This is a genomic window from Achromobacter animicus, from assembly GCF_040775605.1.
Classification (GTDB): domain Bacteria; phylum Pseudomonadota; class Gammaproteobacteria; order Burkholderiales; family Burkholderiaceae_B; genus Achromobacter; species Achromobacter animicus.
Genome location: NZ_JAYGJK010000001.1, coordinates 2919758 through 2933614, shown reverse-complemented (window position 1 = coordinate 2933614; position 13857 = coordinate 2919758). Strand labels below are relative to the sequence as shown.

Genomic DNA, 13857 nt, shown 5'->3' with positions numbered 1-13857 from the left:
CGACTTCGAACACGAATATCTCATGGCTACTCTCAGCTTCCGCAACGTCAAGAAAACCTATGCCGGCAACGTGCCGGTCATCCATGGCATCGACATGGACGTCAAGGACGGTGAATTCATCGTCATCGTCGGCCCGTCGGGCTGCGGCAAATCCACGCTGATGCGCATGGTCGCCGGCCTGGAAACCGTGACCAGCGGCGACATCGTCATCGACGACAAGGTCGTCAACAACCTGGAACCCGCCGAGCGCGACATCGCCATGGTGTTCCAGAACTACGCGCTCTACCCGCACATGACCGTGTTCGAGAACATGGCCTATGGCTTGAAGATCCGCAAATTCTCCAAGGACGAGATCAAGAAGCGCGTCGACATCGCCGCGCAGATCCTGGAACTGGGTCACCTGCTGGACCGCCGTCCGCGCGCGCTTTCGGGCGGCCAGCGCCAGCGCGTCGCGATGGGCCGCGCCATCGTGCGTGAACCCAAGGTGTTTCTGTTCGACGAGCCGCTGTCCAACCTGGACGCCAAGCTGCGCGTGGCGATGCGTCTGGAAATCATGAAGCTGCATCGCCGCCTGGGCACGACCAGCCTGTACGTGACGCACGATCAGGTCGAGGCCATGACGCTGGCGCACCGCATGATCGTCATGTATCAGGGCGTTCCCGAGCAGATCGGCACCCCGATGGAAGTGTTTGAAAAGCCCGCCTCGACATTCGTCGCCGGCTTCATCGGCTCGCCCCCGATGAACCTGATGGAAGTCCAGGTCGCTGGCGACGGCACGGTGCAGACCGCCGACGGCAACCAGCTCGAGATCTCGCCGCTGCAGGTTCCCTCGCAGGTCCGCGGCCGCAAGATCATCATGGGCATGCGCCCCGAGCACATGCTGCTGAACACCCAGGGCATTCCCGCCGAAGTCGAAATGGTCGAGACGTTGGGTTCCGAGCAACTCGTGCACGCCCGCTGCGGCAAGAGCACGCTGGTCGTGCGCTGCACGACGCGCCAGCTTTCCGAGTCGTCCGCCAAGGTCGGCATGCAGGTCAACGTGGGCCCGGACGGCCGCCATCCCCTGCACTGGTTCGAGGCCGACACCGGCCGCCGCGTCCAGGGCCTGTAAGTCGGCGGGGCGTCAGCCCCCTGCCCCGCGCCCCGCAAAAACAAACCGGGCCGCAAGCTGATCGCTTGCGGCCCGGTTCTCTTTTGCAGCGCCTGATGCGTGTGGCCGGATGCGCTGCATCCGACACGCGCCGCCGTTCGTTCGCGTGAAGCGGGCCGGAATCGGCCCGCCGCCCGGTGATTTACTTGTAAACGGTCTTGGAACCATCCTTGTGCCAGGTGAACACGTCGAACTGGAAGTTCGTCAGGTCACCCTGCTTGTTCCACGACACCTTGCCGATCGGCGTGTCGAAGGAATTGGCGTGCAGGTACTTGGCCACCTTGGTGGGATCGTCCGAGCCCGCGCCCTTGATGCCGTCCGCGATGACTTGCGTGGCCGCGTAGGCGGTCATCTGGAACGCGCCGCTGGGGTTGCGCTTCTTGGCTTCGAACGCCTTGACGATGTCGGCGTTGGCGGCGTTCTGCGTGAAGTCGGCCGGCAGCGTCAGCAGCATGCCTTCGACGGCGTCGCCCGCGATCGCGTTGATGTCCGGGTTGCCCGTGCCTTCCGGACCCATCCACTTGGCCTTCACGCCCTGTTCGGCCGCCTGGCGCAGCAGCAGGCCCATTTCGGGGTGGTAGCCGCCGTAGTAAACGAAATCCACGCCCTGGCTCTTGAGCTTGGTGATGACCGCCGAGTAGTCGCTGTCACCCGCGTTGATGCCTTCGAACACGGCAACGGCCACGCCGCCCTTTTCCAGGTCGTTCTTGACCGCGGTGGCGATGCCCTGGCCGTACGACTGCTTGTCGTGCAGCACGGCGACCTTCTTGGGCTTGATCTTGTCGAGGATGAACTTGGCGGCGGCGGGACCTTGCTGGTCGTCACGCCCAATGGTGCGGAAGATGAACTCGTAGTTCTTGCCGTCGGTCAATGCCGGCGACGTGGCCGACGGGGTCACCATGACCACGCCTTCGTTGTTGTAGATGTCGGCGGCGGCAATGGTGGCGCCCGAGCACACGTGGCCCACGACGAAACCGATCTTGCTGTTCACGACGCGGTTGGCGGCGTTGGGACCCTGCTTGGGTTCGCAGCCGTCGTCGATGACCACGGTTTCCAGCTTCTTGCCATTGATGCCGCCGGCGGCGTTGATGCGCTCGACCGCGGTATCGACCCCTTCACGGACCATATCGCCATACTGCGTGACCGCGCCGGTGGTGGGGCCGACGACGCCGATCTTGATGGTCTGCGCGTGCGCGGCCGCGCCAAACGTCAAACCAGCGGCGACGCCCAGCGCTGCGATGACCGGGGTCAGACGGAAAACTGGCTTCATGAGTGGACTCCTCGAATGACTTTTAATCGTTGATCCATCAACGGGCTGACGGCCGGAAACGTAGATGTCATGCCCGTTGGCGGTGCATTTGCCCGGCAAGCATACACTGAAATTTCGCGGCTTTTGGGCCGGTTGGCGCAGGGTTTTCCGGGGTTTTTTTATTGCACCGCGGCATGATTCGCACCGCCGGCCTTATTCCGAACGCCGTATATGCAAAAGACCATTAATTCGTTTGAGTTACTAAACGGCGGCGGCATCATGTGCCGCATGAGACTCCAACCGATAATCGTCCCGGGCTGGAAAAACTCCGGCCCCGACCACTGGCAGTCCCGGTGGCAGGCCCTGTTGCCCAACGCCCGGCGCATCGAGCAGCACGACTGGGAAAATCCCCGCGCGGCCGATTGGATATCCCGTCTGACCGCCGAGGTCGACGAAGCCCGCAGCCCGGTCCTGCTCGTCGCGCACAGCCTCGGCTGCCTGATCAGCGCGGCCCTGCCCGTGCCCTTGCGCGCCAAGGTCGCCGGCGCACTGCTGGTCGCACCCGCCGACGTCGAACGCGCCGACATGCCCGATTGCCTGCGCGCCTTCGCGCCCATTTCGCGCCAGCCGCTGCCTTTCCAGAGCGTGGTGGTTGCCAGCGACAACGATCCCTATTGCACGCTGGAACGCGCGCGCGTCTTCGCGGCGGACTGGGGAAGCCGTGTGGTCGTCCTGCCCGGCGCCGGTCATATCAATGCGGAAAGCGGTCTGGATGACTGGCCGCAGGGGCTGAAACTGCTGGGCGCGCTGCGCCGCAGAGCGTCGTGGCGAATTCCGCCGCCGGCCAAACGCATTCCGCCGATTCCGGTGTACGACTTGTAGGCGACGTTCCCGCCGTTAAAAAAATGGCCGCCCATCCGGACGGCCATTTCAACTTGAGCATGAGGAATCGGCCGCCTTCCCTGAAGGGAGCCGGCCGTACCGATTACTGCAGCAGGCTGCGCAGCATCCACGCGTTCTTTTCATGCACGTCCAGACGCTGCGTCAGCAGGTCGGCCGTGGGCTGGTCGTTGGCGGCGTCGGCCTTTTCGAAGGCTGCGCGGGCGGTCTTGGCGACGGATTCGTTGCCGTCCACCAGCAGGCGCACCATTTCCAGCGCGTCCGGCACGGTTTCCGGTTCAGAGATCGACGACAGCTTGGCGTATTCGCGATACGTGCCCGGCGCGTAGTGGCCCAGCGCGCGGATACGCTCGGCGATGCTGTCCAGCGCGTTCCATTCTTCGGTGTACTGCGTCATGAACATCTGATGCAGCGTGTTGAACATGGGCCCCGTGACGTTCCAGTGGAAGTTGTGCGTCATCAGGTACAGCGTGTATGAATCGGCCAGCAACTTGGACAGTTCGCCGGTAACCGCGGCGCGGTCCTTGTCCGAAATACCGATGTTGATGCGCGGAACGCTCGAGGTCTTCTTGGTGGACTTGGCCATTGCTAGCTCCTATGGAAAAAGGCGGAAATAAGAATACCACTGCAAACACGACAGAACAGGCGTTGTGGAGGCGCCGTTCTCACGATGGGCTGCGACCAATTGACGCGGTGCAAGGGACGCGCCTTACGCAAGGACGCGCACACAAAACCGCGCCGGCCATTGGCCGTCGTTTAGCGTTCAATCTTGCACGGCCGCCGCTTCGCCGGCCAGCATCTTCACGCCCGGCAGCTCGCACTCATAGACTGCCTGCGCCAGCGCTTCGATTGCCGCCAGGCGCGGGAAGCTGCGGCGCCATGCAAGGACGACGCGGCGCTCGGGCACATGGCCTTCGAACGGCAGATAGCGCAACAGGCTGTTGGAGGGCGGGTTTTCGGGGACGGCGGTGACCGGAAGCACGGTGACGCCGATGCCGGCCGCGACCATGTGGCGGATGGTTTCGAGCGAGGAGCCTTCGAAGGTGCGCTGGATGCCATCGCTAGCGGCCGAGAAGCGCGACAGTTCGGGACAGACTTCAAGCACCTGATCGCGGAAGCAATGGCCACTGCCCAGCAGCAGCATGGTCTGCTGTTTCAGGTCCTGGGCGTCGATGGACTTGCGCTGCGCGAGTTCATGGTCGTTGGGCACGGCCACCACGAAGGGCTCGTCGTAGAGCGGCTGCATGACCAGGCCGGCTTCGGGCAGCGGCAAGGCCATGATGGCGCAGTCGATCTCGCCCTGCCGCAGCAGCTCAACGAGACGGACGGTGAAGTTCTCCTGCAGCAGCAGCGGCATTTGCGGCGTGCGGCCGATCTGCACGGGCACCAGCTTGGGCAGCAGGTAGGGTCCGATGGTGTGGATCACGCCAACGCGTAGCGGGCCGGCCAGCGGATCGTGGCCCTGCCGGGCGATCTCCTTGATGCTGGCGCTTTCCTCGAGCACCTTCTGCGCCTGCGCGACGATGCGCTGGCCGATGGGCGTCACGCCGACTTCGGAGCCGCCGCGTTCGAACAGGGTCACGCCCAGTTCGTCCTCGAGTTTGCGGATGGCCACGGACAGCGTCGGCTGGCTGACGAAACAGGCCTCGGCCGCGCGGCCAAAGTGCCGCTCGCGGGCGACGGCGACGATGTACTTGAGTTCGGTGAGAGTCATGGTGGACTACGCCCCCGGGGTTACGCGCCGGCCCGGTGGCCGGCGCTTGAGGATTCAAGAGAGTGGATGGGCCGCATGTCAGGTGCGCAGGAAGTCTTCGCGGCCACGCATCCAGCGGGCCAGATGGGCCTCGACGACGGCGGGATGTTCGGCGCGCAACCACACGGCAGCGTCGCGCGCGTCTTCGGCGATCGCGGCGTCGGTCTCCAGGTCGGCAAAGCGCAGGAGCGCCATGCCCGACTGACGTGTGCCCAGGAATTCACCCGGGCCGCGCTGTTCCAGGTCGCGCCGGGCGATCTCGAAGCCGTCGGACGTTTCGAACATGGCACGCAGCCGTTCGCGCGCAACCTGCGAAAGCGGCGTTTGGTAGAGCAGCACGCAAACGGACTCGGCCGTGCCCCGTCCCACGCGCCCGCGCAACTGGTGAAGTTGGGCAAGGCCGAAGCGCTCGGCGTGTTCAATCACCATCAGCGACGCGTTCGGCACGTCCACGCCGACTTCAATGACGGTCGTGGCGACGAGCAGGTCGATGTCGCCGTCGCGGAATGCCTGCATCACGGCGGCCTTCTCGGCCTGCGGCAGACGGCCATGCACCAGTCCGATCCGCAGGTCCGGCAGATCGGTCCGCATGCCTTCGTAGGTGTCGACGGCGGTTTGCAATTCGAGGGCTTCGCTTTCCTCGACCAGCGGACAGACCCAATAAGCCTGCTGGCCCCCACGCGCGGCCTGCGCGATATGAGCGATAACCTCTTCGCGCCGAGCGTCCGAGACCAGTTTGGTCACGACGGGGCTGCGGCCAGGTGGCAACTCGTCGATCACGGAGACGTCCAGATCGGCGAAAAAAGTCATGGCGAGGGTGCGCGGAATGGGCGTGGCGCTCATGTTGAGCTGATGCGGCACGATGCGGCCGCGCACGGTTTCGCCCTTGCGCGTCAGTGCAAGACGCTGGCCGACGCCAAAGCGATGCTGTTCGTCGACGATGGACAGGCCCAGCCGGTGGAACTCGACGTGATCCTGGATCAGCGCCTGCGTGCCGACCACAAGCTGCACGCTGCCGTCGGCAGCGGCGGCCGCGGCTTCGCGCCGGGCCTTCGCGGTCAGGCTGCCGCTCAACCACGCGACGTTCACGCCCAGGGGGGAAAGCCAGGACACCAGCTTACGAAAGTGCTGCTCGGCCAGGATTTCCGTGGGCGCCATCAGCGCCACTTGCGCCCCGCCCGCAATGGCCTGCGCCGCCGCGATGGCCGCCACGACGGTCTTGCCGCTGCCCACGTCGCCCTGCAACAGCCGGTGCATGGGATACGGCTTGGCCAGATCCGCCGAGATTTCCTCCACGACGCGCTGCTGCGCACCAGTCAGCTTGAACGGCAGTGTTTCGTACAGCCGTGCGACCAGCCCGCCTGCGCCGTTCTGCACCGGCAGCGATTCGGCTTCCTTGACGCGGCGTGCCGCACGCGCGGCGGCGAGCGAGAGCTGCTGCGCAAGCAGCTCATCGAACTTGATGCGGCGCCATGCGGGATGCACGCGATCCATCAAGGCCTGTTCGGATTCGCCCTGCGCGGGCGTGTGCAGCGCGCGGATGGCGGGCTCGAACGGCGGCAGGTCGTAGCGCGCGCGAGCCTCCTCGGGCAGCGTGTCGGATAGGTCAGCAGTGTTCAGCGCCTGTGCAATGGCGCGCCGCAAGGCCGGCTGAGGCAGCCCTTCGGTAGTGGGATAAACGGGAGTAAGAGCAGTCGGCAGCGGCGAATCCGCGTTGGTCAGCCGCGGATGCACCATCTCGCGGCCGAACAGCCCGCCACGCACTTCGCCGCGGGCGCGCAGGCGCTTGCCCACGGTCACTTGTTTTTGCTGGCTGGGATAGAAATTCAGCCAGCGCAATTGCAGTTCGCCGCTGTCGTCCGCCAACGTGGCGGTCAGTTGGCGGCGGGGCCGGTACAGGACTTCGGATTTGGTGATCTCGCCTTCGACCTGGCCAGCAAAGCCGGGGCGCAGCGAGCTGATCGGGATGACGCGTGTTTCGTCTTCGTAGCGCAGCGGCAGGTGCAGCACGAAGTCCTCGGGCAGCACCAAACCCAGGTTACGAAGCTTGCGCTCCGTATCCGTCATCGGTTTGCCGGCGCCGTTCTTGTCGGCGCCGGTACGCTTGGAGGCCACGGCTGCGGCCGGCATGTAGGAACGAACCCCTGAAATGAAACGTCCGGGTGCGCCTTACAGGACCATGATGGCTTCGACTTCGAACTGTGCGCCCTTGGGCAGGCTGGCCACGCCGATCGTGGAGCGCGCCGGGAACGGCTGGGGGATAATCTCGGCCATGATGGCGTTGGCCGCCGTGAACTTGCCCAGGTCGGTCAGGAACAGCGTGAGCTTGACCACGTTTTCCAGCGTGCCGCCTGCAGCCTTGATGACTTCCTGCATGTTGGCAAACGCCTGACGCACCTGCGCGTCGAAGTTTTCAGAGACCAGGTCGCCGGTGCCAGGCTCCAGGCCGATCTGGCCCGAGAGATAGACAGTCTTGGTGCCGCTGACGGCAACCGCTTGCGAGTAAGGGCCGACGGCGGCGGGCGCGGTGTCGGTATGAATGATTTGCTTGCTCATGGGCGGAATCCTTCTGGTGACGGATAGAAGCTACAACTATCGGAGTTTATCCAGCAATAGACTTTTGCGAAAGTAGCGGTTCGCCGTAAAGAGGGTTTAGGACTGATCCTGCGCAGCCGGCGGATGCCCTGCCCCGCCGATATCGCCACGATGCGCAATCAGCAGTTCGGCCAGCGCCTGCGCGGCCACGGACAGGCTGCGTCCTTTACGGCGCACCAGATACAGCGGCCGCGTCAAGGCGCGGCCCGCCAAAGGTACGACGCGCAGATCGGCGCTGCGGAAATGAAAAAGCGTCATTGCGGGTACGACCGACACACCCAGCCCCGCACGCACAAGACCCGTGACGGTCGCCAGATGCTCGACCTCGAAAACCGGCAGCGGCGCCTCGGCGCCCAGCGCTTCGTCCAAATGTTTGCGCACACTGCTGCCGCGCGCAAGCTGGATGATCGGATGCCGCAGCACGTCGCGCAGCCGCACGCGAGGCTGGTCCGCCAAAGGATGGTCCACGCGGCACACCAGAAAGTAGCGATCGGCATGCAGGAATTCGCTGTCCAGATCGGTCATGTCAGGCCGCCTCGAGGCCACGGCAAAATCGGCCACCCCGCTCTGCACCATGTCCAGGCAAGGATCGAGCAAGGCGTCCCGCAGGTCCAGCACGATCCCAGGATGATCTTGCCGGAAGCGCGCCAGCAGATCCGGCAGCCACCCCGCCGCAAGCGACGGCAGCGCGGCCAGCGTCACCCTGCCCCGCCGGCGGTCCGCCATATCCCGCAAATCGCCCATTGCAAGGTCCATGTCCGCCAGCAGGCGCCGGGCGGTCGCGTCCAGCACGCGGCCTTCGGCAGTCAGCTCGACGTGCCGCGTGCTGCGATCAAAGAGCCGGACGCCGGCACTGTCTTCCAGCGAACGGATCAACGCGCTGAAGGCCGGCTGCGTCAGGTGGCAGCGCTGCGCGGCACGCGTGAAGTGCCGTTCATCGGCAAGCGCCACGAAGGCACGCAATTGGCGGGACGATAGATTCATGGCTTTCTTGTATTAATCAATCCGATTTTTCTATTTTACGGATGATCGTGCCTTGCCTATAGTCGTCCCAACCCCTTGAACGCGCCTGGACTGCTCATGCCTCAATCTCCCTTGCTTATCGGCTGCGCCTCCGGATTTTCCGGCGATCGCACCGATGGCGCCGCGGCCGTGGTCCGCACCTTGGCCGCCCAAGGCGGCGGCACGCTGATCTTCGAGACGCTGGCTGAGCGGACGCTAGCGCTCGCGCAGCTTGCGCGCAACGACGATCCGAACCGCGGCTATGAACCCCTGCTGGACGAACTGGTAGGTCCGGTACTGGGCGACTGCCTGCGCCACGGCATCAACATCGTCAGCAATTTCGGCGCGGCCAATCCGCCCGCCGCCGCGCGCCGTATTGCCGAGCTGGCGCGTGAACAAGGCTTGCCGGTTCCGCGCATCGCTGTCGTGTATGGCGACGCGCTGAACGGCGCCGAGCATCGCGACCTGCTGGCGCATCGACTGGGCGCCGCACTGGACGGCCTGGACATCGTGAGCGCCACTGCCTATCTGGGCGCCACCGAAATCGCCGAGGCGCTGGCCGCCGGCGCGCAGATCGTCGTTGCCGGCCGCGTGGCCGACCCGTCGCTGACCCTGGGACCGGCACTGGCGCACTTCGGCTGGGATCCCGCCGACTGGCCGCGTCTGGGACGTGCCACCATGGCCGGCCACATGCTCGAATGCGGGCTGCAGGTGACCGGCGGCTATTTCTGCGTGCCGGGGCTGAAGGAAGTGCCGGACGTCCATGCGGCCGGTTTCCCCATCGCCGAGATCCAGGCCGACGGCGAATTCGTGATCGGCAAGGCCGATGGCACCGGCGGCGCCGTAGACGCGCGCACGGTGAAAGAACAATTGCTGTACGAAGTCCACGATCCGGCTCGGTATCTGACCCCCGACGTGGTGGCGGACCTGAGCCAGGCGCGTGTCGTCGAACTGGGCGGCAACCGGGTTGCGGTCCATGGCATTACGGGTCACGCCCGGCCCGACGAACTGAAGGTGAACGTCTGCTATCGCGGCGGCTGGCTGGCTGAAGCGGAGATTTCATATGCGGGCGTGCAGGCCGAAGCCCGAGCACGGCTCGCGGCAGATATCGTCCAGAAGCGCCTGGGCGCCGGCTACAAGCTGCGCGCAGACCTGATCGGCGCGATCAGCATCCTGGGCGACGACGCGGGCGAGATGCGCCGCGCGCTGCCCGACAGCCATGCCCGCGACGTGCGGCTGCGTCTGGCCACCGAAAACGCCGATCGCGCGCAGGCCGAACGGGTATTGCGCGAAGTGACCGCGCTCTACACCTGCGGCCCGGCCGGCGGCGGCGGCGTGCGCACTGCTCTGCGCCCGCGCTTGAACATGATGTCCTGCACCATTCCCCGCGAAGCCGTAAAGAGCGGCTGGAACTTCCTGGAGGAGATCGCGCCATGACCCAGACTTTGCTCGCCGTGCCGCTGTACCGCCTGGCCCACAGCCGATCCGGGGACAAGGGAGATATCTCCAACTTGAGCCTCATCGCCTGGGATCCCGAATGCTATGACGTGCTGGCCGCGCAAGTGACCGAAGCGCGCGTCGCACAGTGGTTCGCGTACCGCCATCCGAAACGTGTGACACGCTATGCGCTGCCAATGCTCAACGCAATGAATTTCGTGCTGGAGGGCGTGCTGGACGGCGGCGTCAACGACGCGCTGAATCTCGACACGCACGGCAAGAGCCTGTCTTTCAGATTGCTGGACATGACGGTGGAGGTCAGCGCAGCGCTGGCGAGCCGTCTGCCAGACATACCCGGCGACCGTCCCGCGGCCGCCTGATTTGCAGTTCCGATAAAAAAACACCACAGGAGACACACATGCGCATCGCTACCAAGGGCCGGCTGGCCCTGCTGTTGGCCGCCGCCCTGCCCCTTTCGGCCATGGCGCAATTCCCGACCAAGCCCATCACCTTCATCGTCCCGTTCGCTGCCGGCAGCGCCACCGATCAGATCGGCCGCGCCATCGGCCAGGGCGTCACCGAACAGACCGGCCAAGCCGTCGTCATCGAGAACAAGCCCGGCGCAAGCGCGATGATCGGCGCGGCAGCCGGCGCGCGCGCAACGCCCGACGGCTACACGGTCCTGATCACCACCAACACCACACATGCGGCCAACGAGCACCTGTACAAATCGTTGACCTACGATCCCGTCAAGGATTTCGCGCCCCTCACGCTGCTGGGCAAGGGCGGACAGATCATGGTCGTCAATCCCAGTTCGCCCGCCAAGACGGTGGGCGACTTCCTGGCCCAGGCCAAGCAGTCGCCGGGCAAGCTGAGCTTTGGCAGCGGCAGCTCCAGCAGCCGCATCGCTGGTGAACTGCTGCAGCAGATGGCCGACGTGCAACTGCTGCACGTGCCCTACAAGAGCAATCCGCTCGCCGTCACCGACCTGCTGGGCGGCCAGATCGACATGATGATCACCGACACCGCCACGGGCTTGCCGCAGGTCAAGTCCGGCAAGCTGCGTGCGCTGGGCGTCACGGGCCAGGCGCGCTCGCCGCTGGCGCCCGACGTGCCGACCATTTCGGAGGCTGGCGTGCCCGGCTACGAGATGGGCTACTGGTTTGCCGCCTATGCGCCGGCCGGCACACCGCCCGACGTGGTCAAGCGCCTGAACGAATTGCTGGTCAATGCCACCAAGGCCAAGCCCGCTCAGCAGTTCTACGCGCAGACCGGCACGGACGCGGCATCGTCGACTCCCGACGAGCTGGCAAAGTTCCAGCAGGCGGAATCGAAGAAGTGGGGCGACATCATCAAGAAGGCCGGCATTCAGCCGGAGTGATTCACACCAGGCGCACCAAAGCAAAAAACCCATCGCTTGCGATGGGTTTTTTTTGAACCAGAAAGCCGGAACCGCTTGGCTTATTTGTCCACGAAGGCGCGCTCGACGACGTAGTCGCCCGGCTGGCCCACGCCCGGCGACACCGCGAAGCCACGGCTATCGAGCATGGCGCTGATGTCAGCCAGCATGTGCGGGCTGCCGCAGATCATGGCGCGGTCGGTTTCGGGGTTGATTTGCGGAATGCCGATGTCGGCGCACAGCTTGCCGTTTTCGAGCAGTTCGGTGATGCGGCCTTGATTGCGGAAAGGCTCGCGCGTCACGGTGGGGTAATACACCAGCTTGTCGCGCACGATGTCGCCGAAGAATTCGTTGTTCGGCAGTTCGTTTTCGATGTAGTTGGCGTAAGCCAGTTCGCTGACCCACCGCACGCCGTGCACCAGGATGACCTTGTCGAAGCGTTCGTAGACGTCCGGGTCTTTGATGATGCTCATGAAGGGCGCGAGGCCGGTGCCGGTGCCGAACAGGAACAGATGCTTGCCGGGCTTGAGGTCGTCGACGACCAGGGTACCGACCGGCTTGCGGCTGACGAGGATGGTGTCGCCTTCTTTCAAGTGCTGCAGGCGCGACGTGAGCGGGCCGTTCTGCACCTTGATGCTGAGGAATTCGAGGTTTTCTTCGTAGTTGGCGCTGGCGATGCTGTAGGCCCGCAGCAGCGGCTTGCCTTCAACTTCGAGGCCGATCATCACGAAGTGGCCGTTGTGGAACCGCAAGGCCGAATCACGCGTCGTGGTGAAGGAAAACAGGGTGTCGTTCCAGTGGTGCACGCTAAGTACGCGCTCAGTGTTGAAAGCAGCCATGTCGTATTCAGTAAGGGCGGATCGTGGTCGGGCGAAGCCCGGCTGTGCCGCGAGGTCATTCCGAACCGCAAAAAAAAGGCCGCGGTCGGCATTAGGGTTGTCCCTATTCTACAGGGTCTTGATGATAACTGCTCTCATTATTCCGTAATACCCTTATTCCAGTTTGACGGGGATCAACGTCTTGAACCCAACGCTTACTGCTAGTTGAACGGCGCAATGCTTCCTGTTATTGTCGCGTTCTCACTTGATAATCATTTTCGTTAGCAGACCGTTTTTCGCAATGGCGCGCCGCTAAATCAGGCGGAGCCGTGCGGCAACACTCGTTTCGGCCCTAGCTGGAGTTCCTTCATGATCAAGCGTCCCCAATTGAATTCCCTGCTGCGCGCGCTGGCGCTCGCCGGCGCCGCTGCCCTCACCGTGTCGGCCAACGCCGCCGAGGAAGTCAGCCTGTACACCACCCGGGAACCCAAGCTGATCCAGCCGCTGCTGGATGCTTTCACCAAGGAAAGCGGCATCAAGGTCAACACCGTCTTCGTCAAGGACGGTCTGCTGGAACGCGTCAAGGCCGAAGGCGCCAAGTCGCCCGCCGACGTGCTGATGACGGTGGATATCGGCAACCTGCTGGATCTGGTGGACGGCGGCGTGACGCAGTCGGTCAAGTCCGACACGCTGAATTCGGTCATTCCCGCCAACCTGCGCGGCGCCGATGGCAAATGGTACGCCCTGTCGCTGCGCGACCGCGTGCTGTATGTGGAAAAGGACCTGAAGCTGGAATCCTTCCGCTACGAAGATCTGGCCGATCCCAAGTGGAAGGGCAAGGTCTGCATCCGTTCCGGCCAGCACCCCTACAACACCGCGCTGGTCGCTTCCATGATCGCGCATGACGGCGCCGAGGCCACCGAAAAATGGCTGCGCGGCGTCAAGGCCAATCTGGCCCGCAAGGCCGCCGGCGGCGACCGCGACGTGGCGCGCGACATTCTGGGCGGCATCTGCGACATCGGCCTGGCCAACGCCTACTATGTCGGCCACATGAAGAACGCCGAGCCCGGCACCGACGCGCGCAAGTGGGGCGATGCCATCAAGGTCATCCGCCCGACCTTCGCCAATGCCAAGAGCGGCGGCACGCACGTGAACGTCAGCGGCGCGGCCGTCGCGGCGCACGCTCCCAACAAGGCCAACGCGGTCAAGCTGCTGGACTTCCTGGTGTCGGAACCGGCCCAAGCCCTGTACGCGCAGGCCAACTACGAATACCCCGTCCGCAAGGGCGTGAAGCTGGACCCGGTGATCGCAAGCTTCGGCGAACTGAAGGTCGATCCCCTGCCCTTGACCGAGATCGCCAAGCATCGCAAGCAAGCCAGCGAACTGGTCGACAAGGTCGGCTTCGACAACTGATAAGCTGCCGGACCGCCGTACCTTCGGGCATGGCGTGACCTTGATGCAGTGACACGCGAGCGCCCGGCACCGGGCGCAACGCGTAGGGCCTGTTCCCGCTTTTCCGGGGGAACAGGCCTTGCCATTGATGCAACCGACTTT

The 13857-nt window shown here is 64.6% G+C and carries 13 protein-coding genes; 6 read left to right on the top strand and 7 right to left on the bottom strand.

Going from position 1 to position 13857, the window contains the following annotated elements; genetic code table 11:
* Window positions 1-22 precede the first annotated feature (22 nt).
* Complete coding sequence (locus tag AB3147_RS13285; protein WP_175121632.1) at window positions 23-1111, top strand: sn-glycerol-3-phosphate import ATP-binding protein UgpC; 1089 nt, start codon at window positions 23-25, stop codon at window positions 1109-1111.
* A gap of 181 nt (window positions 1112-1292) precedes the next feature.
* Here the strand turns inward: AB3147_RS13285 and AB3147_RS13280 are convergent, their stop codons facing one another.
* On the bottom strand, window positions 1293-2420 hold the full coding sequence (locus AB3147_RS13280) for a branched-chain amino acid ABC transporter substrate-binding protein (RefSeq protein ID WP_175136576.1): 1128 nt from the start codon (window positions 2418-2420) through the stop codon (window positions 1293-1295).
* A gap of 267 nt (window positions 2421-2687) precedes the next feature.
* On the opposite strand from AB3147_RS13280, the gene AB3147_RS13275 reads away from it, so the two are divergent.
* Entirely contained in the window at window positions 2688-3281 is a 594-nt protein-coding gene (locus AB3147_RS13275; RefSeq protein ID WP_367352116.1) for an RBBP9/YdeN family alpha/beta hydrolase, read from the top strand.
* 103 nt (window positions 3282-3384) lie between these two features.
* Here AB3147_RS13275 and AB3147_RS13270 read toward each other — a convergent pair whose 3' ends face one another.
* From AB3147_RS13270 to AB3147_RS13250, 5 genes are all read right to left on the bottom strand, one after another.
* Window positions 3385-3885: a Dps family protein gene (locus AB3147_RS13270; RefSeq protein WP_175121647.1), complete on the bottom strand. Its 501-nt coding sequence runs from the start codon at window positions 3883-3885 to the stop codon at window positions 3385-3387.
* Window positions 3886-4062: 177 nt separating this feature from the next.
* The gene (locus tag AB3147_RS13265) at window positions 4063-5013 is read right to left on the bottom strand and encodes a LysR substrate-binding domain-containing protein (RefSeq protein ID WP_175121648.1); all 951 of its coding nucleotides are present in this window, start codon (window positions 5011-5013) and stop codon (window positions 4063-4065) included.
* Window positions 5014-5091: 78 nt separating this feature from the next.
* Complete coding sequence (gene recG / locus AB3147_RS13260) at window positions 5092-7182, bottom strand: ATP-dependent DNA helicase RecG (protein ID WP_367352115.1); 2091 nt, start codon at window positions 7180-7182, stop codon at window positions 5092-5094.
* Window positions 7183-7221: 39 nt separating this feature from the next.
* Window positions 7222-7608 (bottom strand): Rid family detoxifying hydrolase, encoded by a 387-nt coding sequence (locus AB3147_RS13255; protein ID WP_056561027.1) that lies wholly within the window; start codon window positions 7606-7608, stop codon window positions 7222-7224.
* A gap of 96 nt (window positions 7609-7704) precedes the next feature.
* Complete coding sequence (locus AB3147_RS13250; RefSeq protein ID WP_175185336.1) at window positions 7705-8631, bottom strand: LysR family transcriptional regulator; 927 nt, start codon at window positions 8629-8631, stop codon at window positions 7705-7707.
* A gap of 96 nt (window positions 8632-8727) precedes the next feature.
* On the opposite strand from AB3147_RS13250, the gene AB3147_RS13245 reads away from it, so the two are divergent.
* From AB3147_RS13245 to AB3147_RS13235, 3 genes are read left to right on the top strand one after another with little or no spacing between them, the layout of a single operon-like run.
* A complete protein-coding gene (locus AB3147_RS13245) occupies window positions 8728-10086 on the top strand; it encodes an acyclic terpene utilization AtuA family protein (protein ID WP_367352114.1) in 1359 nt (452 codons plus the stop codon).
* Entirely contained in the window at window positions 10083-10466 is a 384-nt protein-coding gene (locus AB3147_RS13240; protein ID WP_367352113.1) for an AtuA-related protein, read from the top strand. Before AB3147_RS13245 ends, AB3147_RS13240 begins: the two co-directional genes overlap by 4 nt.
* Before the next feature lie 38 nt (window positions 10467-10504).
* On the top strand, window positions 10505-11467 hold the full coding sequence (locus tag AB3147_RS13235; protein ID WP_175136599.1) for a Bug family tripartite tricarboxylate transporter substrate binding protein: 963 nt from the start codon (window positions 10505-10507) through the stop codon (window positions 11465-11467).
* Between the two features lie 80 nt (window positions 11468-11547).
* Here the strand turns inward: AB3147_RS13235 and AB3147_RS13230 are convergent, their stop codons facing one another.
* Window positions 11548-12324 carry a ferredoxin--NADP reductase gene (locus AB3147_RS13230; protein WP_175121654.1) on the bottom strand — a complete coding sequence of 259 codons (777 nt, stop codon included), beginning with the start codon at window positions 12322-12324 and terminating at the stop codon, window positions 11548-11550.
* A gap of 348 nt (window positions 12325-12672) precedes the next feature.
* On the opposite strand from AB3147_RS13230, the gene AB3147_RS13225 reads away from it, so the two are divergent.
* Window positions 12673-13716 (top strand): Fe(3+) ABC transporter substrate-binding protein, encoded by a 1044-nt coding sequence (locus tag AB3147_RS13225; protein ID WP_367352112.1) that lies wholly within the window; start codon window positions 12673-12675, stop codon window positions 13714-13716.
* Window positions 13717-13857: the final 141 nt, after the last annotated feature.

Excerpts from the sequence above, each read along its gene's own strand:
- AB3147_RS13235 (WP_175136599.1), top strand. The coding sequence starts at position 10,505 with ATGCGCATCGCTACCAAGGGCCGGCTGGCCCTGCTGTTGGCCGCCGCC.
- AB3147_RS13270 (WP_175121647.1), bottom strand. The coding sequence starts at position 3,885 with ATGGCCAAGTCCACCAAGAAGACCTCGAGCGTTCCGCGCATCAACATC.
- AB3147_RS13240 (WP_367352113.1), top strand. The coding sequence starts at position 10,083 with ATGACCCAGACTTTGCTCGCCGTGCCGCTGTACCGCCTGGCCCACAGC.
- AB3147_RS13280 (WP_175136576.1), bottom strand. The coding sequence starts at position 2,420 with ATGAAGCCAGTTTTCCGTCTGACCCCGGTCATCGCAGCGCTGGGCGTC.
- recG (WP_367352115.1), bottom strand. The coding sequence starts at position 7,182 with ATGCCGGCCGCAGCCGTGGCCTCCAAGCGTACCGGCGCCGACAAGAAC.
- AB3147_RS13225 (WP_367352112.1), top strand. The coding sequence starts at position 12,673 with ATGATCAAGCGTCCCCAATTGAATTCCCTGCTGCGCGCGCTGGCGCTC.
- AB3147_RS13265 (WP_175121648.1), bottom strand. The coding sequence starts at position 5,013 with ATGACTCTCACCGAACTCAAGTACATCGTCGCCGTCGCCCGCGAGCGG.
- AB3147_RS13230 (WP_175121654.1), bottom strand. The coding sequence starts at position 12,324 with ATGGCTGCTTTCAACACTGAGCGCGTACTTAGCGTGCACCACTGGAAC.
- AB3147_RS13250 (WP_175185336.1), bottom strand. The coding sequence starts at position 8,631 with ATGAATCTATCGTCCCGCCAATTGCGTGCCTTCGTGGCGCTTGCCGAT.
- AB3147_RS13255 (WP_056561027.1), bottom strand. The coding sequence starts at position 7,608 with ATGAGCAAGCAAATCATTCATACCGACACCGCGCCCGCCGCCGTCGGC.
- AB3147_RS13285 (WP_175121632.1), top strand. The coding sequence starts at position 23 with ATGGCTACTCTCAGCTTCCGCAACGTCAAGAAAACCTATGCCGGCAAC.
- AB3147_RS13275 (WP_367352116.1), top strand. The coding sequence starts at position 2,688 with ATGAGACTCCAACCGATAATCGTCCCGGGCTGGAAAAACTCCGGCCCC.
- AB3147_RS13245 (WP_367352114.1), top strand. The coding sequence starts at position 8,728 with ATGCCTCAATCTCCCTTGCTTATCGGCTGCGCCTCCGGATTTTCCGGC.